A 22,226-nucleotide genomic window follows, 5' to 3' on the forward strand; every position below is an offset into this window, starting at 1 on the left:
GTCCATAGCCATCAGCGGCTTGCGGGCGCGACCGCGACCTCATCGCCTGGCGTGACCAGGCGGTGGGCCTGGTCGACCAGGGTGGCGAACTCCGCGCGCAGGCCGTCGCGGTCCTCGCCCCGGGCGTCGCGCGCGGTGGCCAGCACCTGCTCCCAGCCCCAGCCGTCGAAGCGGCTGCCACCGCGCAGCAGGTCGGCGTAGCCGGCCACCGCGCTGGCGAAGCGCAGCGTGTCGCTGGGCTGCGGGCGCAGGGACGCGGCCAGGATCGGCGTGTCGATCAAGGTGCTGGTGTCGCTGTCCAGGCGCTTGTAGCGCAGGCGCAGGTCGGCCACTTCGCGCGCATCGCCGTTGCCTGAGGATTTTTCGCCGTAGCGCAGGGCCTGCAGGCGCGCGGCCTCCGAACCGGTCGGGGTCAGTTCGTACAGAGCGGTGACTTCGTGCCCGGCGCCGATGTCGCCGGCATCGACCTTGTCGTTGGCGAAGTCCTCGCGGCGCAGGGCGCGGTTCTCGTAGCCGATCAGCCGGTACTCGGCCACGGCGGCCGGGTTGAACTCGACCTGGATCTTCACGTCGCGGGCGATGGTCAGCAGCGTGCCCTGCATCTGCTGGACCAGCACCTTGCGCGCTTCCTTGTCCGAGTCGATGTAGGCATGGTTGCCGTCGCCGACATCGGCCAGGCGCTCGGCAAGTTCATCGTTGTAGTTGCCCTGGCCGAAGCCCAGCGTGGTCAGTGCGATGCCGGACTTGCGCGCGTCGCCGACCAGGGTTTCCAGCGCGTCCTGGCTGACCGTGCCGACGTTGAAATCGCCATCTGTGGCCAGGATCACGCGGTTGCTACCGCCCTTGATGAAGGCCTGCCGCGCCATCGCATAGGCCAGGCGGATGCCGTCGCCGCCGTTGGTGCTGCCGCCAGCTTCCAACTGGTCCAGCGCGGCGAGGATCTTGCGATGCTGATCGCCCGGCGTCGGCGGTAGTACCAGTCCGGCCGAGCCGGCGTAGACCACGATCGACACGCGATCCTGCGCGCGCAATTGCGGCACCAGCATCGCCAGCGACTGCTTGAGCAGCGGCAGCTTGTCGGCCGAATTCATCGAGCCAGAGGTATCCAGCAGGAACACCAGGTTGGAGGCGGGCAGTGCGCGCTTGGGCAGCTCGTAACCCTTGATGCCGATCATCAGCAGCTGGCGCTGGGCATTCCACGGTGCGGGCGCCAACTCTGTGGTGACGCGGAATGGCGTCTGCTGATCGGCCGGTGCCGGGTGGTGATAGTCGAAGTAGTTGATGAACTCCTCGGCGCGCACCGCGTCGGCCGGCGGCCGCTGGCCCTGGCTGACCATGCGCCGCATGTTGCTGTAGCTGCCGGTATCCACGTCGATGGAAAAGGTCGACACCGGCTGCTCGGCGGTGCGCTGGACCGGGTTGTCGTCGTTGTGGGCGTAGCGCTCGGTATTGGCGGGGGCGGGAATCTGCGACGGCATTGGAATGATGCCGGGCGGGGCCAAGGCGAAAGCCGCCACGTCCGCCATCGGGGCGGGCGGCGCCGGCGGGGCCGGTGGGGTGTAGGTCTTCGCGCGCTGCTCGGCCCGGAGCGACATGTGTGCGGAGTTGGCGCTGGCTTTGGCCAGAGAGGCGTCGGCCATCTGCACGCGCGGAGCTTCCGGCGGTGGTGGCGCCACCGCCTGCGGCGCGGGCGCGGTGGAGCAGGCGGCAAGCAGGGCAACGGCAAGCAGGGTCAGGTAAGGGCGAGGCAGGTGCGACATGGCGGTGACTCCCTTGATGGACAGGAGCTGCAAACGCGCCAGTTGTGTCAGCGGGGTTGGCCGCGCTGTCTTTTTTTAGGCGAATGCCGAGGGGGCGTCGAAGCGACGGGCTTGGCCTGTCTTCCTAATCCGCAACGCACGCGCGCAGGACCCGGATGCGGTCTTGGAACTTCGCGTTGGCCCAACAAGCGCGTTTCGCCCGTTACTGCCTGCACGGGCGGGCTTCCGCCGTGCGTGACAGGGGCGATGGCGCAATGGCGGTGAGGCTTTCCGGCAAGCAGGGAATGACGATGCTGGTGGTGGTCGCGGGACTGGTCGTGGCCGGCTTCCTGGGCAATCACTGGCTGCAGCAGCGGCGTGTCGGCGGCGCCTTCGGCAACGTGCTGGTGGTGCGTCCGCACGGCGAGCCGCGCGCGCTGGTATTGCTGCTCGGGCAGGCGCGCTCGCCTGACCTCGATCAAGCTGCGCAAGCGCTGGCGAAGGACGGTGCGGTGGTGGGCATCGTCGATGCCACGCGTTATCTCGCGCACCATCCGGACCAGTGCGAAGCGGCTTCCAACGAATTGAAATGGCTCGGCCTGCGCGTGCTGCGTGGCGCCGGCGTGGATCAGTACCTGGCGCCGATGCTGGTCGGCATGGGCAACGGCGGCACGCTGGTCCGGCAGGCGCTGGCGTCATCTGCCGCCGCATGGCCGGGCGCGACGATCGTCGGCGAAGACGCGGTGACTGCCGCGACGTGCGAGGGCAAGCCGGTGCAGGCGGCGACTGTCTCCCGGTTGCCCGCCAAGGATTGGGTGGCGACGGCCGTGCAGCGGTTTCCGCCGGCGGTGCCGCAGTTCCGTGGCCTGCCGTTGATCGAGCTGCCGCACGCAGGCTCGGACCGTTTGGTGATCCTGATGAGCGGCGATGGCGGCTGGGCCGCGCTGGACAAGGACGTGGCCGAGCAGCTGCACCGGCAGGGCTATTCGGTGCTGGGCTGGAACAGCCTGCGCTACTTCTGGTCGGAAAAATCCCCCGAGCGCGCCGCTGCGGATCTATCGGCAGTGATCGCCGAATACCGGCAGCGCTGGCACGTGACGCGCGTGGACCTGGTGGGGTATTCGTTCGGCGCTGATGTCATGCCGTTCCTTTATGCGCGGCTGCCCGCAGATCAGCAGGCGCAGGTCCGGACCGTGTCGCTGCTGGGCCTTTCGTCGGGCACGGGGTTCACCGTGCGCATCGGCGGCTGGCTGGGCTGGAGCGGGGGCGACACGCATCCGGTGGCGCCGCAGCTGCAGGCGATCCCGACGGACAAGCTGCTCTGCGTCTACGGCGAGGAAGAAGAGGACAGCCTGTGCCCGTCCCTGCGCGCCAGTGGCATCGCAGTGCGCATGACGCCGGGCGGCCACCATTTCGGCACCTCCGAGGAACTCACCGGCCTGATCACCGATCACTGGCAGCCGGCGATGGTCGCCGCGACGGCGTCCGAACTCAGTCCCGCGGCGGCAGCACCTGCACCCTGAGCTGGCCGTCGGCCAAGCGCGCGTTCAAGCGATCGCCTTCGGCGACCTGGGTGGTCGAGCGCACTAGCGTGCCATCGTCCTCGCGGGTCACCAGTGCGTAGCCACGCGCGACGGTGGCCAGCGGGCTGACCGCTTCCAGCGAGCGCACCAGGCCGCGCAGTCGCAATGCATCGCGCTGTAGCTGGCGGGCGATGGCGGCCTGCGGGCGTGGCTTGAGCGCGGCGAGGCGTTCGGCCAGCACGGCCAGCCGGCGCTGAGGCGAATGCGCGCGCAGCACGCTCTCGGCATGGCGCAGGCGCGCGCGGCGCGCGTCCAGCTGCACCTGCCACTGCGCCTGCAACCTGCGCAGCGCGTCGGTGTGGCGACGGCGCATCAGTTCGACGCGGGCCTGCGGGCCTTGCGCCTGCAGGCGCAACCAGGCGCGATCGACGCGCTGCATCGTGCGGTCCATGCGATGGGCGTGCAGCGTGTGCAGGCGCCGGCCCAGGCCGCGCAGGCGCGTGGCCAGATCGGTCAGCGACGGTACCAGCAGTTCGGCTGCGGCCGACGGCGTGGGCGCGCGCAGGTCGGCGGCGAAGTCGCACAGGGTGAAGTCGGTTTCGTGGCCCACCGCCGAGACCACCGGCACGGCGCATTCGGCGACCGCGCGGACCAGGATTTCCTCGTTGAAGGCCCACAGGTCTTCGATCGAACCGCCGCCGCGCGTTACCAGCACTGCGTCGTAGCGGCCGCTGTCACCTGCGGCGCGCACCAGCGCGGCGATCTGCGCGGCGGCCGTGGCGCCCTGGACCTGCGTGGGCAGCACGTCGACCTGCAGCAGCGGAAAACGCCGCCCCAGCACGCTGATCACATCGCGCACCGCCGCGCCGCTGGGCGAGGTAATCACCGCCAGGCGCTGCGGGAATTCGGGCAGCGGCCGCTTGGTCTCCGGGTCGAACAACCCTTCGGCCTGCAGCCGCGCCTTGAGCTGTTCGAAGGCCCGGCGCAGGGCGCCTTCGCCGGCTTCCTCCATGTGGTCCAGCACCAGCTGGTAGTCGCCGCGCGCCTCATACAGCGTCAGGCGGCCGCGGGCCAGCACGCGCAGGCCTTCGCGCGGGGCGAATTTCAGCCAGGTGCTCTTGGGCTTGAACATGGCGCAGCGGATCTGCGCGCGCGCGTCCTTGAGCGTGAAATACAGGTGCCCGGATGCCGGACGGGTCACGTTGCCCAGCTCGGCCTCGACCCAGATCGCGGGGAAACTGCCTTCCAGCAGGTCGCGGGCCAGGGTGTTGAGCTGGGTGGGGGTGAGGACGTCGCGGGCGGGGGCTTCCATCCGAATACCCTACCGCACGCTGCAAGCCCGGCCTGCCCGCATGACCGTTCGTCGGCACGGGCGGTCGCGCGCTTTCCTGCTGCATCCGCCTGCGCGAACAACGCGTAACCCCAGGCAGGACGCAGGCAGCGCTGATGACAGGGGGCTGCCGCAGACCGGCCTGCGTCCTGGTTCGCCGCGGCGCCCGTGGAGACGGGGGCTGGCGGCGAGGGCGCCGATCGGCAACACGTCCCTGTTCCAGCCTTGCCGGGGGGCAACCTGGAACGGGGACACATTGGTCCACGCGATCACGTGCGCCAGTCGCCTCCCGGTCACCCGTGCCCGGTAAAATGGGCGACATGAATGCCATTCCCACGCCGTTGCCGCTCCCCGACTCCACGCCCGTCGCCGCTGGCGGCCAGCCACGCCGCATCACCCACGGGGTGCAGGTCGGTAAGGTGATCCTGGGCGGCGGCGCGCCGGTGGTGGTGCAGTCGATGACCAATACCGACACCGCCGACATCGCCAGCAGCGTCAAGCAGGTGGCCGAACTGTGGCGCGCCGGCTCGGAAATGGTGCGCCTGACCGTCAACAACGCCGAGTCTGCCGCGGCCATCCCGCGCATCGTCGACAAGCTGGCGATGATGGGGATCGAGGTCCCGCTGATCGGCGACTTCCACTACAACGGCCACCAGCTGCTGGCGGGTGAACCGGCTTGCGCCGAGGCGCTGGCCAAGTACCGCATCAACCCGGGCAACGTCGGCTTCGGCAAGAAGAAGGACACACAGTTCGCGCAGCTGATCGAGTTTGCGATCCAGTACAACAAGCCGGTGCGCATCGGCGCCAACTGGGGCTCGCTGGACCAGTCGCTGGCCGCCGCGCTGATGGACGAAAACGCCCAGCGCGCCCAGCCGTGGGACGCCACGGCGGTGCTGCGCGAGGCGCTGATCCGCTCGGCGCTGGATTCGGCGCATCGTGCGGTGGAAATCGGCCTGCCGGCCGATCGCATCGTGCTGTCGGCCAAGGTTTCCGGCGTGCAGGAATTGATCGCGGTCTATCGCGACCTGGCCCGCCGCAGCGACTTTGCCCTGCACCTGGGCCTGACCGAAGCCGGCATCGGCAGCAAAGGCATCGTCGCCTCGTCGGCGGCGCTGGCCGTGCTGCTGCAGGAAGGCATCGGCGACACCATCCGCATCTCGCTCACGCCCGAGCCCGGCACCTCGCGCACGCAGGAAGTCATCGTCGCCCAGGAGCTGCTGCAGACCACCGGCCTGCGTGCGTTCACGCCGATGGTCACCGCCTGTCCGGGCTGTGGCCGCACCACCAGCGAGTTCTTCCAGGAGCTGGCCAAGGTCGTGCAGGAACATGTGCGCGGCAAGATGCCGGAGTGGAAGATCACCCGCCCCGGCGCCGAGCACATGACGCTGGCGGTGATGGGCTGCGTGGTCAACGGCCCCGGCGAATCGCGCCACGCCAACATCGGCATCTCGCTGCCGGGCACGGGCGAAGCGCCTTCGGCGCCGGTATTCATCGATGGCGAAAAGGCGATCACCCTGCGCGGCGAGAACATCGCCTATGAATTCGTCGCCCTGATCGACGAATACGTCGACAAAAACTACGCGCGCAGTGCCGCCTGAGGCGCGCGCCGGCGCGGGCGTCATCGGCCGCGTCCTGGAGCGGATCGGCTGGCGCATGGGCCTGCTGTTCGCGGCGATCCTGCTGCCGCTGTGGGGCTTCGCCGAGCTGGGTGAAGAGGTTCACGAAGCCGAGAGCTTCGTCTTCGACGAACCGATCCTGCTGCGCGCCAAAGCCGCTTCCGGCCCGTGGCTGGATCACGCCTTCCTGGCGATCAGCTGGGCCGGCTACCAGGGCGTGATCATCCTCGACGTGGTGCTGGTGGGCGTGCTGCTGGCGCGCCGCCGCTGGCGCGAGGCGACCTTCGCCGGTGTCGCGCTACTGGGTTCGGCGCTGCTCAACCTCACCACCAAGCAGCTGTTTGCCCGCGCGCGCCCGACGCTGTGGGAATCGATCTCGCCGCAGGACACCTTCAGCTTCCCCAGCGGCCATGCGATGGGCTCGATGACCTTCGTCGTGGTGCTCGTCCTGCTGGCGTGGGGGTCGCGCTGGCGTTGGCCGGTGCTGCTGCTGGCCGGCGCTTTCGCGTTGGCGGTCGGCGTCTCACGCATCTACCTGGGCGTGCATTATCCGTCCGACATCCTCGGTGGCTGGGCCGCGTCGATTGCCTGGGTCGTGGGTATCTACGCGGCGGTCTTCCGCGGTGCGCGGCGGCCGTGGAAGACGCTGCAGGTCGAGCCCGCGGCGCGCTGATTCAACCTTCGATTGACCGCAATGCCGCCGCCCGCGCATGCAGGGCAGTGGTGTCGAACAGCGGTACGCTGGCATCGGATTGATCGACCAGGAGCGAGATTTCGGTGCAGCCCAGGATGATGCCGTGCGCGCCGGCTTCGGCCAGGCGTGCCATGACGTGGCGATAGAGATCGCGCGACGGATCGCGGATCACGCCCTGGCAGAGTTCGTCGTAGATGATGCGGTGCACGTGGTCGCGGTCGTCCGCGTCTGGAATCACCACCTCGACACCGCGTGCCTCCAGTCGCTTGCGGTAGAAATCCTGTTCCATCGTGAAGCGGGTGCCGAGCAGGCCGACGCGAGTGATGCCGGCGGCGGCCAGCGCGTCGGCGGTGCCGTCGGCGATGTGCAGCAGCGGCAGCGGCGTAGCGGCGGTGATCGCATCGGCGACCTTGTGCATGGTGTTGGTGCACAACACGATGAAGTCGGCGCCGCCAGCGTGCAGCGAGCGCGCCGCGGCGGCCATCGCCTCACCGGCCGCGTCCCAGTCGCCGGCGTGCTGCAGGGTTTCGATCTCGTGGAAGTCCACGCTGTGCAGCAGCACCTTGGCCGAGTGCAGGCCGCCAAGGGCGTCGCGCACGGTTTCGTTGAGGATGCGGTAGTAGGGCAGGGTGGATTCCCAGCTCATGCCGCCGATCAGGCCGATGGTCTGCATCGCGTGTCCTCGCAGTTATTCGCCGGGCTTGGCGCCTTCGACGGGGGCATTGGTGGCCGCGCGCCGGGCCAGGGTGGCTTCGCGGTGGGCAATGTAGGCGGTGGAACCGAGGATGATGCCGGCGCCCAGCGCGGTCCAGCCATCCAGGCGCTCGCCGAACAGCCACCAGCCCATCACGATCACCAGCGGCAGCTGCATGAAGCTGATCGGCTGCAGCGCCGAGACTTCGCCCAGCTTGAGCGCGCGCGTCCACAGCAGCTGGCCGCCGGTGCCGAACACGCCCGTGCAGACCAGCCACAGCCAGGTGATGCCCTGCGGCCAGTGCCACTGGAACAGCGCCGGCACCAGCGACATCGGCACCCAGAACAGGTAGGTGTAGAACACCACCGTGTCCGGCGCATCCAGGCGCGAGAGCTGCTTGATCTGGATCGCCACGATCGCGCTGATCACCGCCGCCGCCACCGCCACCAGCAATCCGGGCGAGAACTGCGACGAGCCCGGCCGCAGGATCACCAGCACGCCGATGAAGCCGGCGGCCACCGCCAGCCAGCGGCGCATGTGGACCTTCTCGCCCAGCCAGAACACGGCGGCGATGGTGACGAACAGCGGCGTGGAATAGGACAGCGAGATCGCCTGCGACAGCGGCAGGTGGCCGATCGCCCAGAAGCCGCACAGCATCGAGGCCAACCCGATCACCGTGCGGATCAGGTAGCGCGGCAGGTGCTGGGTGCGCGGCAGCGGCTTGCCCGGGCGCAGCACCAGCGGCAGCAGCGCCAACAGGCCGAAGGCATTGCGGAAGAACGCGACCTCGGTGGTTTCCAGCGACTGGCTGGCCAGGCGGATGTTGATCGCCATCAGGCCGAAGGACACGGTGCTGGCCAGCATCAGCAGGGCCGCACGCAGCGGGGCCGGCGGGGCTGCGATCACCAGTGGTCTCCGACGATGCGCGGCTCGGGCTCGATCGCCACGCCAAAGCGCGCCTGCACCGAAGCGGCGATCTCGCGCGCCAGCGCCAGCACCTGCGCGCCGCTGGCGTGGCCGTGGTTGACCAGCACCAGGGCGTGCTCGGGTGACACGCCGGCGTCGCCGTTGCGATGGCCCTTCCAGCCGGCGCGTTCGATCAACCACGCGGCCGAGAGCTTGCGGGTGTCGGCGGCATCGCCACTGAAGACCGGCAGTCCGGGGAGTTCCGATTCCAGGCGATCGGCCAGCGACGCGGCCACGATCGGGTTCTTGAAGAAACTGCCGGCGTTGCCCAGCACGGCCGGGTCGGGCAGCTTGCGGCTGCGCACGCGGATCACCGCATTGGCCACGTCGCGCGCGCCGGGGTGTTCGATGCCCATGTCGGCCAGCTCGTGGCGCAGGCCGGCGTAGTCCAGGCGCAGCGACGGCGTGCGCGACAGGGCGAAGGTCACCGCGGTGATGATCCAGCGCCCTGGCTGCTGCTTGAACACGCTGTCGCGATAGCCGAACCCGCAGGCCGCGCGGTCCAGCCGCACCGCCGTGCCGGTGTGCGTATCGAAAGCGTCGACGCTGTCGATCAGCTCGCCCACTTCCACGCCGTACGCGCCGATGTTCTGGATCGGGCAGGCGCCGGCGGTGCCGGGGATCAGCGCGAGGTTTTCCATCCCGCACAGGTCTTGATCGAGCGTCCACAGCACCAGCTCATGCCAGGCTAGGCCGGCTTCGGCGCGGACCAGGACGCGGTCGCCGTCCTCGCCGACGATAGCCACGGCGCGCGCGTCGAAGGACAGCGCCACGCCTTCAAGATCGCCGGCCAGCAGCAGGTTGCTGCCCGCGCCCAGCGGCAGCCACGGCAGCGCCCGCAGCTGCGGCAGTGCGAGCGCGGCGGGCAGTGCGGCGATGTCGGTGAGTTCCAGCAGCCAACGCGCGGACGCGTCAACGCCGAGGGTGTTGCGGGTGCGGAGCGGGGCGTGTTCCGTCAGGCGCCAGGCGGCGCTCATACCGGGGCGACCGCGCCGCGGCTGGGTTGCTCGCGGCGGCGGCGGATGGCTTCCACGCAGTCATAGACCAGCGACGGGCCCTGGTAGACCAGGCCGGAATAGATCTGGGTCAGCGCCGCGCCAGCGGACATCTTGGCCACCGCATCGGCGCCGGAAGTGATGCCGCCCACGCCGATGATCGGGATGCCATCGGGCAGGCGCGCGCGCATCCGGCGCAGGACCATGGTCGATTGCGCCATCAGCGGCGCGCCGGACAGGCCACCGGCCTGCGCGGCATGGCGATGGGCATGGACCAGGCTGCGATCCACCGTGGTGTTGGTGGCGATCACGCCATCGACCGACAGGTCGCTCAGCACCCGGCAGACCGCATCGATGTCCTCGTCGGACAGGTCGGGCGCGACCTTGACCAGCATCGGCACGCGCTTGCCGTGCTGGGCGCCGAGTTTTTCCTGCGCCTCGCGCAGGGTGCCGATCAGCTGGCGCAGGGCTTGTTCTTCCTGCAGCTCGCGCAGGCCGGCGGTGTTGGGCGAGGAGATGTTGACCGTGATGTAGTCGGCCAGCGGATACACGCGCTCCAGGCAGAACAGGTAATCGTCGGCCGCCGACTCGTTGGGCGTGTCCTTGTTCTTGCCGATGTTGATGCCCAGCAGGCCGCCCTTGCGGCGCGCGCGCTGCACGTTGCGCACCAGCACGTCCACGCCCTGGTTGTTGAAGCCCAGGCGGTTGATCACCGCCTTGTGCTGCGGCAGGCGGAACATGCGCGGCTGCGGGTTGCCGGCCTGCGGGCGTGGCGTGATGGTGCCCACTTCGACAAAGCCGAAGCCCAGCGCCAGCAGCGCATCAATGTGGGCGCCGTTCTTGTCCAGGCCCGCGGCCAGGCCGACCGGATTGGGGAAGTCCAGGCCGAAGACCTTGGTTGGCATCGGCTTGGGCTTGCGGGTCAGCAGGCCGGAGGTGCCGGTGCGATAGGCCGCCTCCAGCGCACGCAGGCCGGCGCCGTGGGCGCGCTCGGCATCCATGGTGAAAAGAAAGGGGCGGGCGAGTCCGTACATGCGATCAGTGGCTCAGCGCAGCGATGGCGGCGATGCCGCCGAAGAAGAGGATGAAGGCCGCGATGCCGGCGATGGCCAGGCCGATCGCCAGCCAGCCCAACACCAGCCCGGCGACCGCCATGCCGTCGCCCTCCATCTGGCCGCCGCTGCGGCGGATTTCCGCGCGGGCCATGTGGCCGGTGATCACCGCGACGATCGCGCCGATGGCCGGCAGGAAAGTCCAGCCGAGGATGCCGAACACCAAGGCCACCACGGCCAGGCTGCTGGTAGGACGTGCGATGGCGTTCATGCGTGCGTTCCTGTGATGTCCCCGGTCCCAAGGGTACCGGCAAAGACGCGGGTGTCGTAGTCGAAGCCGACCGTGCCGTCGACCGAGGTGGTGTCGAACAGCGTGCGCAGCGCGGCCAGCATCGGCGCGTGCTGCGGGTGGCCTTCCTGCGGGGCATAGGAGGACGAGAGCAGCCGACCACGCAGCGCATCGAAGTCCAGCGGCTGGGTGTGGTCGAAGCGCGCGCTGCCGCGCAGGCCGCCGTCGAACCAGGCCGCCATCGAGGCATCGTCGTTGTAGCGCTCGGCCACGCTGGAATAGTCCAGGCCGTAATCGAGCAGCAGCTGTTCGTAGCCTTCCAGGAACGGCGTGCCGGTGAGCCGGCGTGAATTCCAGAACACCACCGCCAGTCCGCCCGGGCGCAGGACCCGGCGCCACTCAGGCTTGATCGCCTGCTGGTCGAACCAGTGGAAGGCCTGCGCGCAGGTCACCAGGTCAACGCTGGCGTCGGGCAGGGTGGTGGCTTCGGCCGTGCCAGCCACGGCGGCGAAGCGCTCGTCGTCGCCCAGCCAGTCTTCCGCGGCGGTGCGCATGGCGGCGTTGGGTTCGACCGCGATCACCGGATGGCCGGCGTCCAGAAATAATTTGCAGGAGATGCCGGTTCCGGCGCCGATGTCGGCCACCGTAGCGTGGGCGGGCACGTGCAGCTCGCGCTGCAGCCATTCCACCAGCGCGACCGGATAGTCCGGGCGATAGCGCACGTAATCGGCCACGCGCGAAGTGAAGCGTTCGGTGGAGTTCAGCGCCATGTCCGGCTCCTCGTATTGCGTCCCGCGGCGCGCCTCCGTGGCGCGCGAAGGCGCGCGGCAGGGCGGGGCAACCGGGATGCCGCAGACGGGGGACGCGGCATGACCAGAGATTTTAACAGGGCTTGCCGCCTGGCCGGCGGCGCGCGGGCAGGTGTTTCAGTCCTGCGCCTGCGGTGGCGCGGGCACCGGCTGGCCGGCACGCCAGCCAGCGGCCTGCATGGCATCGAGCAGGGCGACCACGCGCTCGCGTGCGTCGAGTTCATGCACGGGCAGCACCAGCAGATCGCCGGCACGGGCCCAGGTCAGCGGCACACGCGCGGCTTCGACTTCGTCCAGGCGCACCGCGATCGTGGCCGGGGCGATGCCGTCGGCCAGCAGCTGGGCGCGCATGATTCCGGCGACCTCGCCGCTGTCGCGGCCGCGTTCGTAGCCGGCGATGTCCTTGAGCACGACCAGCTCGGGGCGGAACGCCGCCGCCGTGGCCGCGATCGCGCGCAGGTCGGCATCCTCGCGATTGCCGGCGTGGCCGAGCACGATCGCCATGCGTCCGGCGCGTTCGCCGGCACCGACCGCATCGAGCAGGCCGCGCAGGCCATCGGGGTTGTGGGCGTAATCCAGGTACACGTGCACGTCGCCGAAGGCCCAGTGCTGCAGGCGTCCCGGGTTGTCGTGTGGATCGTGGCCGAAGCGGGCCAACACCTGCGCGATGGTGTCCGGGGTGATGCCCAGCGCGCTGGCGGCCAGTGCGGCGCCAGCGAGATTTTCGATGTTGTAGCCGGCGCGGTCGCCCAGGCTCAGCGGCATGTCGCGGGTGGCGCCCAGATCGTGGTCGACGCCGGCCAGCGACAGCCACAAATGGCCATCGCGCACGCCGCAGACCGGTTGCCCGGCCGTGCGCTGGGCCACCAGCAGCGGATGCTGGAAATCCTGTGAATGCCAGGCCAGCGGACACGACAGCGCCGTGGCCTGCGCGCGCAGCAGCGCATCGTCGGCGTTGAGCACCAGTCGACCGCCCACGCCGATCGCGCGGGCCACGGTGAGCTTCACTGCGGCCAGATCGTCCAGGCCGTGCACGCCGTATTCGCCGAAATGGTCGGCGGCCACGTTCGTCACCACCGCCACGTTGGCGTGGGCGATCGCCAGGCCGCGGCGCAACATGCCGCCGCGCGCGGTTTCCAGCACGGCGGCCTGCGCCTGGCCCTGGCGCAGCGCGGTGCGCGCGCCGGAAGGCCCGGAAAAATCGCCGGTTTCCAGCGGCTGGCCGTCGAAGAACACGCCATCGGTGCAGCTATGCGCGGTGCGCCAGCCATGCGCGGCGCACAGCGCAGCCAGCAGGCGCACGGTGGTGGTCTTGCCGTTGGAGCCGGTGACCAGTGCGGTGGGGATGCCATGCAGGCGCGCCCACGGCACGTCGGCGACATCGGGCAGTTCATCGAGGAACCAGCTGCGCGCGCCGGTGCCGCTGCCCAGGGTCAGTTCGTCCTCGTCCAGCAGGAACGGCAGGTCATGCGCGTCGGCCTCGGCCTGCAACGTGGCCAGTGGCGGCAGCGCTTCGGCCGCGGCCACCGCGCGCAATGTGCGCAGCGCCGATTCGGCATCCCACACCGCGGCAAAGCCGGGCGCGTGGTAACGCTCGGCAGCGCTGCCCGAGGCCTGCCACCAGGCCCATTCGTTGACCTCGGTGGCGGTGTAGAGCTGGTCCAGCGGCGCCTCGAACGCCAGGCTCACGCCGCTGGCATGCACGCGCTGGTGGACGGCGTCATCGGGCCAGCCCAGCGCACGGCGCATCTGCCGCACCAGTCCGCGCCAGCGCTTGGGCGCGATCGCATCGAAGGACTGGCCTTCGGCCGATTCCAGCGCCGCGCCGGTGCCGGCGAAATACACATTGCAGCCGGTCAGCCGGCGCGAATCCTGGAACGGCTCAGCAAGCATGCAAATCCTTTTGCGCACCAAGGCAGCGGCCTGCTTCCGATGCTGCGCGTATGAACACTCCGGCGTCATCCCCGCGGAGGCGGGGATCCAGCGTCGTTCCGTCCAGAAGCGAAAGTCCCTGGGTTCCCGCGTTCGCGGAAATGACGGTGGTCTGGTGGGGCGCGCGCTGTTGCATCAATCGCTCTGCTCGTCCACGCGTTCGAACACCAAACCGCGCTCGTCGCGGACCATGCCTTCGAGCATCGCGGTCAGCGCTTCGTCGGGCGTGTCGTCCTGCGCGGCCGGTGTTTCGACCACGGGTGCCGCGGCGCGCGCGGTGTCGCCGGCCGGCTTGAACTTGGTGATCTGCTTCCAGGTGCGCGCCAGCGCATCGGCGAACACCAGCAGCAGGTCGCCTTGCTGGCCCAGGTGCAGCGCGGCATCGACCGCTTGCTGTTCGTCGGGGATCACGGTGATCGCCTCGTCAGCGACGCCGGCCGCACGCAGCGCGGTGGCGATGATGCGTGGCACTTCGTCGCCATCGCGGCCGCGCAGACCGTCGTCGCGGCGCACCACGTAGTGATCGAAGCGCCCGGCCACCGCGTGCGCGATTTCGACCAGGTCTTCGTCACGACGATCGCCCGGGCCGGTCACCACCACGATGCGTCGACCGGGCACGTCCATGCGCTGGGCCAGGTCGGCCATCACGCCCACCGCGTGCGCGTTGTGGGCGTAGTCCATCAGCACCTTGAACGGATGCTCGGCGAACAGGTTCATCCGCCCCGGCGCCTGGTAGAAGGTGGTGTCGAAGGTGCGCAGGCCCTGGCGGATCGCTTCCAGCTTGAGCCCCAGCGAGAACGCCATCGATGCGGCGAACATCGCGTTCTGCACGTTGTGCAGGGCGCGGCCTTCCAGCGTCGCGGGGATCAGGTGCGTCCACATCAGCGGGATGTGGCTGCCCTTGTCGTAGAGCGTGATCATCTGGCCGTTGACGCCGCCTTCCAGCGCGCAGGCGCGGCCACCGGCGCGAATGTGCTCGCGCACCAGCGGATGCGAGGGATTGGTGGTGACGTAGCAGATCGTGCGCGCGTCGGTGTACGCGGACATCTTCATCACGTTGGCGTCGTCGGCGTTGAGCACGGCGCAGTCGCGCGCCACTTCCACCACGATGCGCTTGACCTCGGCCAGCTGCTCGAGCGTGTCGATGCCCTTCAATCCCAGGTGGTCGGAGGCGACGTTGAGCACCGCGCCGACGTTGACCTCGGGCACGCCCATGCCGGCGCGCAGCAGGCCGCCGCGTGCAGTTTCCAGGATCGCGATGTCGATCTGCGGATCGCCCAGCACCATGCGCGCCGAGACCGGCCCGGTCATGTCGCCCTCCACCGTGCGCTGGCCGTCGATGTAGACGCCGTCGGTGGTGGTCAGGCCCGGCGTGTAGCCGGCCATCTTGGTGATGTGCGCCAGCATGCGCGAGGTGGTGGTCTTGCCGTTGGTGCCGGTGATGGCGGCGATCGGCACGCGCGCCGGCGTGCCCGGCGGGAACAGCATGTCGATCACCGGGCCGGCGGCGTCGCGCGGCGTGCCTTCACTGGGCGCCACGTGCATGCGGAAGCCCGGCGCGGCGTTGACCTCGCAGATCGCGCCGCCGATGGTCTTGTAGCTTTCGGCGATGTTGGGACTGATGAAGTCCACGCCGCCCACGTCCAGGCCGATCGCGCGCACGGCGCGCACGGCCATATCGCGGTTGTCCGGATGGATGATGTCGGTGACATCGGTCGCGGTGCCGCCGGTGGACAGGTTGGCGGTGGAGCGCAGGAACACGATCTCACCTTGCGCCGGCACCGAGAAATGGTCGTAGCCGACGCGGCCGAGCATCAGGTCGGCCTGTTCGTCCAGTTCCAGTTGGGTCAGGACTTTCTCGTGGCCGATGCCGCGGCGTGGATCGGCGTTGACGCGATCGACCAGCTCGGCGATGTCGGCGATGCCGTCGCCGACCACATGGCCGGGCGTGCGCCGGGTGGCGGCAATGAGTTCGCCGTTGACCACCAGCAGGCGATGGTCGTCGCCGGCGATGTAGGTTTCCACGATCACCGAGCGCGAATGCTCGCGCGCGGATTCGAACCCGCCGCGCACCTCGTCGTCGGTGGAAATGTTGATGGTGATGCCGCGGCCGTGGTTGCCGTTGTACGGCTTGGTGACCACCGTGCCGCCCAGACGCTTGGCCGCGCGTACCGCACCGGCCGAATCACTGACCAGCATCTGGCGCGGCACCGGCAGGCCGAGTCCGCCGAGGATGTTGTTGGTTTCTTCCTTGTCGCTGGCCAGCTCGACGGCGATATGCGGCGTCTTGCCGGTCACCGTGGCCTGGATGCGCTGCTGGTACTTGCCGTGGCCGAACTGCACCAGCGACTGGTTGTTGAGGCGGAACCACGGAATCCCGCGATCCTCGGCCGCCTTGACCAGCGAGGCGGTGGACGGGCCCAGCGCACGCCGCTGCGCGTAGCGGATGAACTCCACCCGCGCGGTGTCCCAGTCCCAGTCTTCGGACAGCTTCTCGCTGCCGCGCAGGTCGGCCGGCACCAGCGAGGTCAGCAGGCGCAAGGCCAGCTCGCCTGCGGCGATGCCTTCCTCGCGCTGCACGTATTCGTAGACCACGGTGTAGACGCCACGCCGTGCGTCGCTGACGCTGCGGGTCTTGCCGAAGGTGACGTCTTCGCCGGCGATGTTCTGCAGCTCGATCGCCACGTGCTCCAGCACGTGGCCCAGCCAGGTGCCTTCGCCTTCGCGCATGCGGCGGATGAAGCCGCCGGGCTCGCGGTACGAGCAGCCGTGCTCGGCCAGGCCGGGCAGGGCCGCGACCAGGCCATCGACGAATGCGCTCCCCAGCTTTCCGGTGGGCCAGTCTTCCAGTGCCTCCAGGTCAAGCTCCAGCTTGATGACCGGGAAGTGCGCGTACAGCGAAGGACCGACGTAAACCGAACGCTCAAGGATGCGCATGCATTACCTCATGTCTTGGAAGGGGAGAGCGAGCCCGCCGACGCCTTGCGCGTGGCCAGGTTGAAGGTGGCACCGGCCAGCAGGATGTGCATCGTCATGCCCAGCATGCACACCGGCTGGTTCTCGCTGGCATCGGCCATCGAGGAGAACGTGAGGTCGCCGGCATCGACGACGGTGACCGAACCGGAGCCCTCGACTTCCAGCGTGTTGTCCGGGCCAATGAAGGCCGCGGTGTCCTCGTCCAGGCCAATGCCGATGGCGAACGGGTTGTAGGCCAGGGCCGCGATCAGCCGGCCCAGGCGATCGCGCTGGCGGAAATGCTGGTCGATCACGAAGCGGTTGGTCAGGCCCAGGCCGGGCGCCAGGCGCACTGAGTCGGCCTGCGGCGAAGAGCCTTCCTTGCCGAAGGCGATCATGTGTTCAGACAGGATGCTGGCGCCGGCGCTGGTGCCGCCCACGGTGACGCCGGCGGCGTTGCGCGCACGGATCATCTGCGCGGCAGGCGTACCGCCCAGGATGGTAGACAGGCGCAGCTGGTTGCCGCCGGTAAAGAAGATCGCGCTGGCGCGTTCGATGCGGTCCAGGCGGCTGGTTTCCTGGCAATCCTTGCGCGTATCGAAATCCAGCACATCCACGCGTTTGGCGCCCAGATCGCCGAACAGGCGCTCATAGCGCGGCCCGGTATCGCGCAGCTGGCTGGCGGTGGGGATGACGACGATCTCGGCATCGCTGCCGCCGCCGACGGAGAGGAAACGCTTGAGGATGCGCGGGCTCTCGCCCTTGTTCTCGGCGCCGCCGATGGGAACGATCCAGCCTCTTTCGCCACCTTCGGCGACCTTGCTCGGACACATGACTGCTTTCTGACTCCTGCGGGAAACGGGTTGAGTTGACGCGGAAAGCTCCGCCGCGACGCGGTCATCGGACGGTGTTGCCCGGTGCCGCGATTTCCCCCGATCCAACCCCCGATGCCGGGCCCAGGCCCGACGGCAGCCAAGGTAGCACGCGCTGCGCAGGGGGACGTCCCCTTGGCAGGGGGACGCCCCGTAACGCTGAGATACCGGTGCGTCCTCGGGCCGCCGGCGCGTGGCTGTCACTGCCGTGCAAGCACCGCAGCGGCTACAATCGCGCCCTGCATGGCCCCGTAGCTCAGCTGGATAGAGCGTCCCCCTCCTAAGGGGAAGGTCGCCCGTTCGAATCGGGCCGGGGTCACCAGTCCGCGCAGCCGCGGGCTTAATGAGCCGACGCTCTAGCTAGCAGGCCCGTCGACATGTCCATACCAAGCTCCTTGCAGGATCTATGCGCGCGTGTCGAAGCAGGCGAGGCGTTCTCCTACCTGTATTTCTGGGGGCATCGTCCACGCCCAGATGGCGCGCCTTCCAATAGCTGCTTCAGCCAGTGGTATGCAGCGCCATTCGAACTCGACGGCATCATTTACCCGACGGCCGAGCACTTCATGATGGCCGAGAAGGCCCGATTGTTCAGCGATGAAGCAACGCGCGAGCGCATCCTGGTCGCCAGAAATCCAGGGGCGGCCAAGGCGTTTGGCCGCGAGGTCACGGGATTCGACGATGTGGCCTGGAACGACGCCAGATTCGACATCGTGGTCCGAGGTAACTTCGCCAAGTTCAGTCAGGACCCTCGCCTCGCGGAGTTCCTGCGCGTGACGGGCAACAAGGTGCTGGTCGAGGCGAGCCCCGTCGATGCGATCTGGGGGATCGGGTTGGCTGCAGACGCACCGGAGGCTTCGTCACCGCACACTTGGCAGGGTCTCAACCTGCTGGGATTTGCACTGATGGTTGTGCGCGAGCGCATCCTTCTATCGAAATCCTGAGTCTTTGACGAATGGGATTGCTCCTTTAGCGAGAGACGTCTCGGCATGCCTGTGGCGAAATTTCTCCCGTCTGGAGTAGTGATTTGAAGTTGCTCGTGAAACGATCTTGACAAGCGCTGCGCGGCTTGTTCCACAACGCTTGACAGGACTTTCACGCATGGGTTTCCATAGCCGCCCATGACGCACCTGCCCACCACCGCCAACGCCTCGACCGCATGCCTTGCGGCGCCTGGCGCGTGCGTGACCGGCACCACGACCATTACCACCACCCGGGGCTTCCGGGTGTGGATGGCCGTGCAAGCGTAAGTTTTCCGCTACCACCGCCCCGCACCCGGATCAGGATGCGGGAGCCCCACATCCTGATGCGCGCGAGGCCTCCTTCAACCCTGAGGTCCCCATGTCGTCGCCCGTTGCATCTGCACAGTCCCCCTCGCTGAAAACCGTCGCGCACAAGTTCGGCGGTACCTCCGTGGCCGATGCCACCCGTTACCGCCACGTGGCCGATCTGCTGCTGGCCCGCGACGAGGACGAGCAGATCACCGTGGTCTCGGCGATGAAGGGCGTCACCGATGGCCTGATCGACCTGGCCACGCGCGCGGCCGACAACCAGAGTGACTGGCGCGAACGCTGGCACGAGCTGCGCGCGCGCCATCGCGGCGCGGCCGTGGCGCTGCTGGGCGAGGATTCCGGTGCGACCGTGGAATGGCTGGATGGCCAGTTCGATGCGCTGGCCGAGATGATGCAGGCGCTGTCGGTGATCGGCGGTCTGCCGGCCGAAGTGCTGGAGCGCGTGCAGGGCCTGGGCGAGGTGTATTCGGCCAAGCTGCTCGGCGATCACCTGCGCAGCCGCGGCGAAGACTGCGCAGTGCTGGACGCGCGCGACGTGCTGGTGGTGGATCGCGGCGACCTGGGCGTGGACGTGGACTGGGACACCAGCGCGCAGCGCCTGGCGCAGTGGCGCGCCGCCCACCCGGCCAAGCGCGTGGTGGTCACCGGTTTCGTCGCGCGCGATCGCGCCAACCGCATCACCACCCTGGGCCGCAACGGCAGCGATTACTCCGGCGCGATTTTTGCCGCGCTGTTCAATGCGGTGGAACTGCACATCTGGACCGACGTGGACGGCGTGCTCTCGGCCGATCCGCGCGTGGTGCCCGAGGCCGTGCAGCTGGAATCGCTGAGCTACGACGAAGCCTGCGAACTGGCCTACTTCGGCGCCAAGGTCGTGCATCCGCAGACCATGTCGCCGGCGATCGAGCGCGGCCTGCCGATCATCATCCGCAACACCTTCCAGCCCGAGCATCCGGGCACGCGCATCACCGCGCGCAAGGACGCAGCCGGCCCGGTCAAAGGCTTGACCCTGTCGCCGGATCTTGCCGTGATCAACCTGGAAGGCACTGGCCTGATCGGCGTGCCGGGCACGGCGGAGCGCGTGTTCTCCGCGCTGCGCGCCGAGCGCGTGTCGGTGGTGATGATCTCGCAGGGCTCGTCGGAACACTCGATCTGCTGCGTGGTGAAATCCGCCGACGCCAACCGTGCGCGCAACGCGCTGCTGGGCGCCTTCGCCCATGAGCTGGCGATCGGTCAGATCCAGCGCGTGCAGCTCACCGATGGCGTTAGCGTGTTGGCGGCGGTCGGCGACGGCATGGCCGGCATGCCGGGCGTGGCCGCGCGCCTGTTCGAGTCGCTGGGCCGCGCCCAGGTCAACATCCTGGCCATCGCGCAGGGTTCGTCGGAGCGCAACATCTCGGTGGCCATTTCCAGCAGCGATGCGACCAAGGCGCTGCGCGCTGCGCACGCGGGCTTCTGGCTGTCGCCGCAAACTTTCGCGGTCGGCGTGATCGGGCCGGGCAACGTCGGCCGCGCGCTGCTGGAGCAACTCCACGCCGCACAGCCGCAGCTGCTGGGCAAGGCCAACGTCGATCTGCGCCTGCGCGCGGTGGCATCGAGCAAGCGCATGCTGCTGGCCGATCGCAGCATCGAGGGCGACTGGAAGCAGTCATTCGAACAGTCCAGCCAGTCGCTCGACCTGGATCGCTTCACCGAGCACCTGCTGGCCTCGCACCTGCCGCATACGGTGATCGTCGACTGTTCGGCCAGCCCGGCCGTGGCCGATCGCTACGCGCAGTGGCTGGCCGCCGGCATCCACGTGGTCACGCCGAACAAGCAGGCCGGCGCCGGCCCGCTGGCGCGCTACCAGGCCATCACCGAGGCGGCAGCCGCCAGCGGCGCGCGCTTCCGCTACGAGGCCACCGTTGGCGCAGGCTTGCCGGTGATCACCACGCTGCGCGACATCGTCGATACCGGCGATGTGGTCAACAGCATCGAGGGTATCTTCTCCGGCACGCTGGCATGGCTGTTCAACAAGTTCGACGGCAGCGTGCCGTTCTCCGAGCTGGTCACGCAGGCGCGTGGCATGGGCTATACCGAGCCCGATCCGCGCGATGACCTGTCCGGCACCGATGTCGCCCGCAAGCTGGTGATCCTGGCGCGCGATGCCGGTCGCGCGATGTCGCTGGAAGACGTGCAGGTGGAAAGCCTGGTGCCCGAAGCCCTGCGACAGGCCAGCGTCGAGGATTTCATGGCGCGCCTGCATGAGGTGGACGCCGCGTTCGCCAAGCGCCTGGCCGATGCCAAGGCCTCGGGCAACGTGCTGCGTTATGTCGCGCGCCTGCACGAAGGCGGCGCCAGCGTCGGCCTGGTCGAGCTGCCGTCCAACCACGCCTTCGCCAACCTGCGCCTGACCGACAACATCGTGCAGTTCAACACGCGTCGCTACAGCGACAACCCGATGATCGTGCAGGGCCCGGGCGCCGGTCCGGAAGTCACCGCCGCCGGCGTGTTCGCCGACCTGCTGCGCGTGGCGGCCGGGCAGGGGGCGCGTCTGTGAGGCGGGAAGCACGTGCATTTTCGCCGGCCTCGGTCGGCAACGTCGGCGTCGGCTTCGACATCCTGGGCCATGTGATCGAAGGCCCGGGCGACACCGTCACCGTGCGTCGCATCGATGAACCCACGGTGCGCATCGTCGCGATCCGCGGCACCACGGTGGACCTGCCGCTGGATGCGCCGTCCAACACTGCCGGCGCGGCGCTGATCGCGATGCGCGATGCGCTGACGCTGCCGTTCGGCTTCGAGGTGGAAATCGACAAGGGCATTCCGCTCGGCTCGGGCATGGGCGGGTCGGCCGCTTCGTGCGTGGCTGCAGTCGTGGCCGCCAACGCGCTGCTCGACGCGCCGCTCAACGTCCAGGCGCTGTATCCGTTCACCCTGGTCGGCGAAGCGGTCGCCAGCGGCGGCAAGCACGGCGACAACCTGGGGCCGATGCTGCTCGGCGGCCTGGTGCTGGCCACGGCCGAACACCTGGCCAGCGTGCCGGTCCCGGAGGGCTGGCACAGCCTGCTGGTGCACCCCGATGCGATCCTGGAAACCCGCCGCGCGCGCGCCGCGCTGCAGGGCGCGTACGAGTTGAAAGAGTTCGTCCACCAGAGCGCCAACCTCGCCCTGGTGCTGGCCGGTTGCTACGCCAGCGATGCCACGCTGGTGCGCGCGGGCCTGAAGGATGCATTGGTTGAACCGCGTCGCGCGCCGCTGATCGTCGGCTTCGACGCGGCCAAGGCTGCGATGCTCGCCGGCGGTGCGATGGGTGCGAGCATTTCTGGTGCGGGCCCAAGCATCTTCGGCTGGTTCGAGGATCGCGCCTCGGCCGAAGCCGCGGCACCGGCGGTGCAGGCGGCGTTTGCCGACGCTGGGTTCACGTCGCAGGCCTGGGTGTCGCGCATCGCCGCGCCGGGCGCGCACGTTCTTTGAGTTTGTGGGAGCCGC

17 protein-coding genes and 1 tRNA gene are annotated in these 22,226 nt (G+C 69.1%); 7 read left to right on the plus strand and 11 right to left on the minus strand.

Annotation, left to right across the window (positions count from 1 at the left end; all coding sequences use genetic code 11):
* Positions 1 to 11: 11 nt before the first annotated feature.
* Positions 12 to 1,760, minus strand: a complete 1,749-nt coding sequence (locus tag BMZ17_RS03790) for a vWA domain-containing protein (protein ID WP_093136084.1) — start codon at positions 1,758 to 1,760, stop codon at positions 12 to 14.
* A 230-nt stretch (positions 1,761 to 1,990) separates the two neighbouring features.
* Between BMZ17_RS03790 and BMZ17_RS03795 the strand changes: the two genes are divergently transcribed.
* Positions 1,991 to 3,262 carry a virulence factor family protein gene (locus tag BMZ17_RS03795; protein WP_175485466.1) on the plus strand — a complete coding sequence of 424 codons (1,272 nt, stop codon included), beginning with the start codon at positions 1,991 to 1,993 and terminating at the stop codon, positions 3,260 to 3,262.
* Here BMZ17_RS03795 and xseA read toward each other — a convergent pair.
* The gene (gene xseA / locus BMZ17_RS03800) at positions 3,231 to 4,574 is read right to left on the minus strand and encodes an exodeoxyribonuclease VII large subunit (protein WP_093136090.1); all 1,344 of its coding nucleotides are present in this window, start codon (positions 4,572 to 4,574) and stop codon (positions 3,231 to 3,233) included. The two genes, BMZ17_RS03795 and xseA, sit on opposite strands and share 32 nt — an antisense overlap.
* Before the next feature lie 329 nt (positions 4,575 to 4,903).
* Here xseA and ispG point away from each other — a divergent pair, with 329 nt between their 5' ends.
* Both ispG and BMZ17_RS03810 read left to right on the plus strand, forming a co-directional pair.
* Positions 4,904 to 6,190: a flavodoxin-dependent (E)-4-hydroxy-3-methylbut-2-enyl-diphosphate synthase gene (ispG, locus tag BMZ17_RS03805; protein WP_254775172.1), complete on the plus strand. Its 1,287-nt coding sequence runs from the start codon at positions 4,904 to 4,906 to the stop codon at positions 6,188 to 6,190.
* A gap of 55 nt (positions 6,191 to 6,245) precedes the next feature.
* Complete coding sequence (locus tag BMZ17_RS03810) at positions 6,246 to 6,881, plus strand: phosphatase PAP2 family protein (protein ID WP_175485522.1); 636 nt, start codon at positions 6,246 to 6,248, stop codon at positions 6,879 to 6,881.
* 1 nt (position 6,882) lies between these two features.
* Here the strand turns inward: BMZ17_RS03810 and BMZ17_RS03815 are convergent, their stop codons facing one another.
* The 9 genes from BMZ17_RS03815 to BMZ17_RS03855 all read right to left on the minus strand — a co-directional run bounded on the left by BMZ17_RS03815 (position 6,883) and on the right by BMZ17_RS03855 (position 17,427).
* The gene (locus tag BMZ17_RS03815) at positions 6,883 to 7,575 is read right to left on the minus strand and encodes an aspartate/glutamate racemase family protein (RefSeq protein WP_093136096.1); all 693 of its coding nucleotides are present in this window, start codon (positions 7,573 to 7,575) and stop codon (positions 6,883 to 6,885) included.
* Positions 7,576 to 7,590: 15 nt separating this feature from the next.
* Positions 7,591 to 8,499 carry a DMT family transporter gene (locus BMZ17_RS03820; protein ID WP_256371051.1) on the minus strand — a complete coding sequence of 303 codons (909 nt, stop codon included), beginning with the start codon at positions 8,497 to 8,499 and terminating at the stop codon, positions 7,591 to 7,593.
* Positions 8,499 to 9,539, minus strand: coding sequence for a UDP-N-acetylmuramate dehydrogenase (gene murB, locus BMZ17_RS03825; protein WP_093136102.1), 1,041 nt, complete (start codon positions 9,537 to 9,539; stop codon positions 8,499 to 8,501). The genes BMZ17_RS03820 and murB overlap by 1 nt, the downstream gene beginning before the upstream one ends.
* The gene (locus BMZ17_RS03830) at positions 9,536 to 10,591 is read right to left on the minus strand and encodes a quinone-dependent dihydroorotate dehydrogenase (RefSeq protein ID WP_093136106.1); all 1,056 of its coding nucleotides are present in this window, start codon (positions 10,589 to 10,591) and stop codon (positions 9,536 to 9,538) included. Before BMZ17_RS03830 ends, murB begins: the two co-directional genes overlap by 4 nt.
* A gap of 4 nt (positions 10,592 to 10,595) precedes the next feature.
* Entirely contained in the window at positions 10,596 to 10,880 is a 285-nt protein-coding gene (locus BMZ17_RS03835) for a DUF4190 domain-containing protein (protein WP_093136110.1), read from the minus strand.
* Positions 10,877 to 11,668 carry a class I SAM-dependent methyltransferase gene (locus BMZ17_RS03840; protein WP_093136116.1) on the minus strand — a complete coding sequence of 264 codons (792 nt, stop codon included), beginning with the start codon at positions 11,666 to 11,668 and terminating at the stop codon, positions 10,877 to 10,879. Before BMZ17_RS03840 ends, BMZ17_RS03835 begins: the two co-directional genes overlap by 4 nt.
* Before the next feature lie 156 nt (positions 11,669 to 11,824).
* Positions 11,825 to 13,600, minus strand: coding sequence for a Mur ligase family protein (locus tag BMZ17_RS03845; protein ID WP_093136120.1), 1,776 nt, complete (start codon positions 13,598 to 13,600; stop codon positions 11,825 to 11,827).
* Between the two features lie 174 nt (positions 13,601 to 13,774).
* The gene (cphA, locus tag BMZ17_RS03850; protein ID WP_093136123.1) at positions 13,775 to 16,576 is read right to left on the minus strand and encodes a cyanophycin synthetase; all 2,802 of its coding nucleotides are present in this window, start codon (positions 16,574 to 16,576) and stop codon (positions 13,775 to 13,777) included.
* 8 nt (positions 16,577 to 16,584) lie between these two features.
* Entirely contained in the window at positions 16,585 to 17,427 is an 843-nt protein-coding gene (locus tag BMZ17_RS03855; protein WP_093136126.1) for a cyanophycinase, read from the minus strand.
* A gap of 284 nt (positions 17,428 to 17,711) precedes the next feature.
* Here BMZ17_RS03855 and BMZ17_RS03860 point away from each other — a divergent pair.
* From BMZ17_RS03860 to BMZ17_RS03875, 4 genes are all read left to right on the plus strand, one after another.
* Positions 17,712 to 17,788 (plus strand) — tRNA-Arg (locus BMZ17_RS03860).
* Between the two features lie 55 nt (positions 17,789 to 17,843).
* Positions 17,844 to 18,407, plus strand: a complete 564-nt coding sequence (locus BMZ17_RS03865; protein ID WP_093136130.1) for an NADAR family protein — start codon at positions 17,844 to 17,846, stop codon at positions 18,405 to 18,407.
* Between the two features lie 397 nt (positions 18,408 to 18,804).
* Positions 18,805 to 21,294, plus strand: coding sequence for a bifunctional aspartate kinase/homoserine dehydrogenase I (gene thrA / locus BMZ17_RS03870; protein WP_093136133.1), 2,490 nt, complete (start codon positions 18,805 to 18,807; stop codon positions 21,292 to 21,294).
* Positions 21,291 to 22,211, plus strand: a complete 921-nt coding sequence (locus BMZ17_RS03875) for a homoserine kinase (protein ID WP_093136137.1) — start codon at positions 21,291 to 21,293, stop codon at positions 22,209 to 22,211. The genes thrA and BMZ17_RS03875 overlap by 4 nt, the downstream gene beginning before the upstream one ends.
* Positions 22,212 to 22,226: the final 15 nt, after the last annotated feature.

The organism is Pseudoxanthomonas sp. GM95 (genome assembly GCF_900109775.1).
Lineage (GTDB): Bacteria > Pseudomonadota > Gammaproteobacteria > Xanthomonadales > Xanthomonadaceae > Pseudoxanthomonas_A.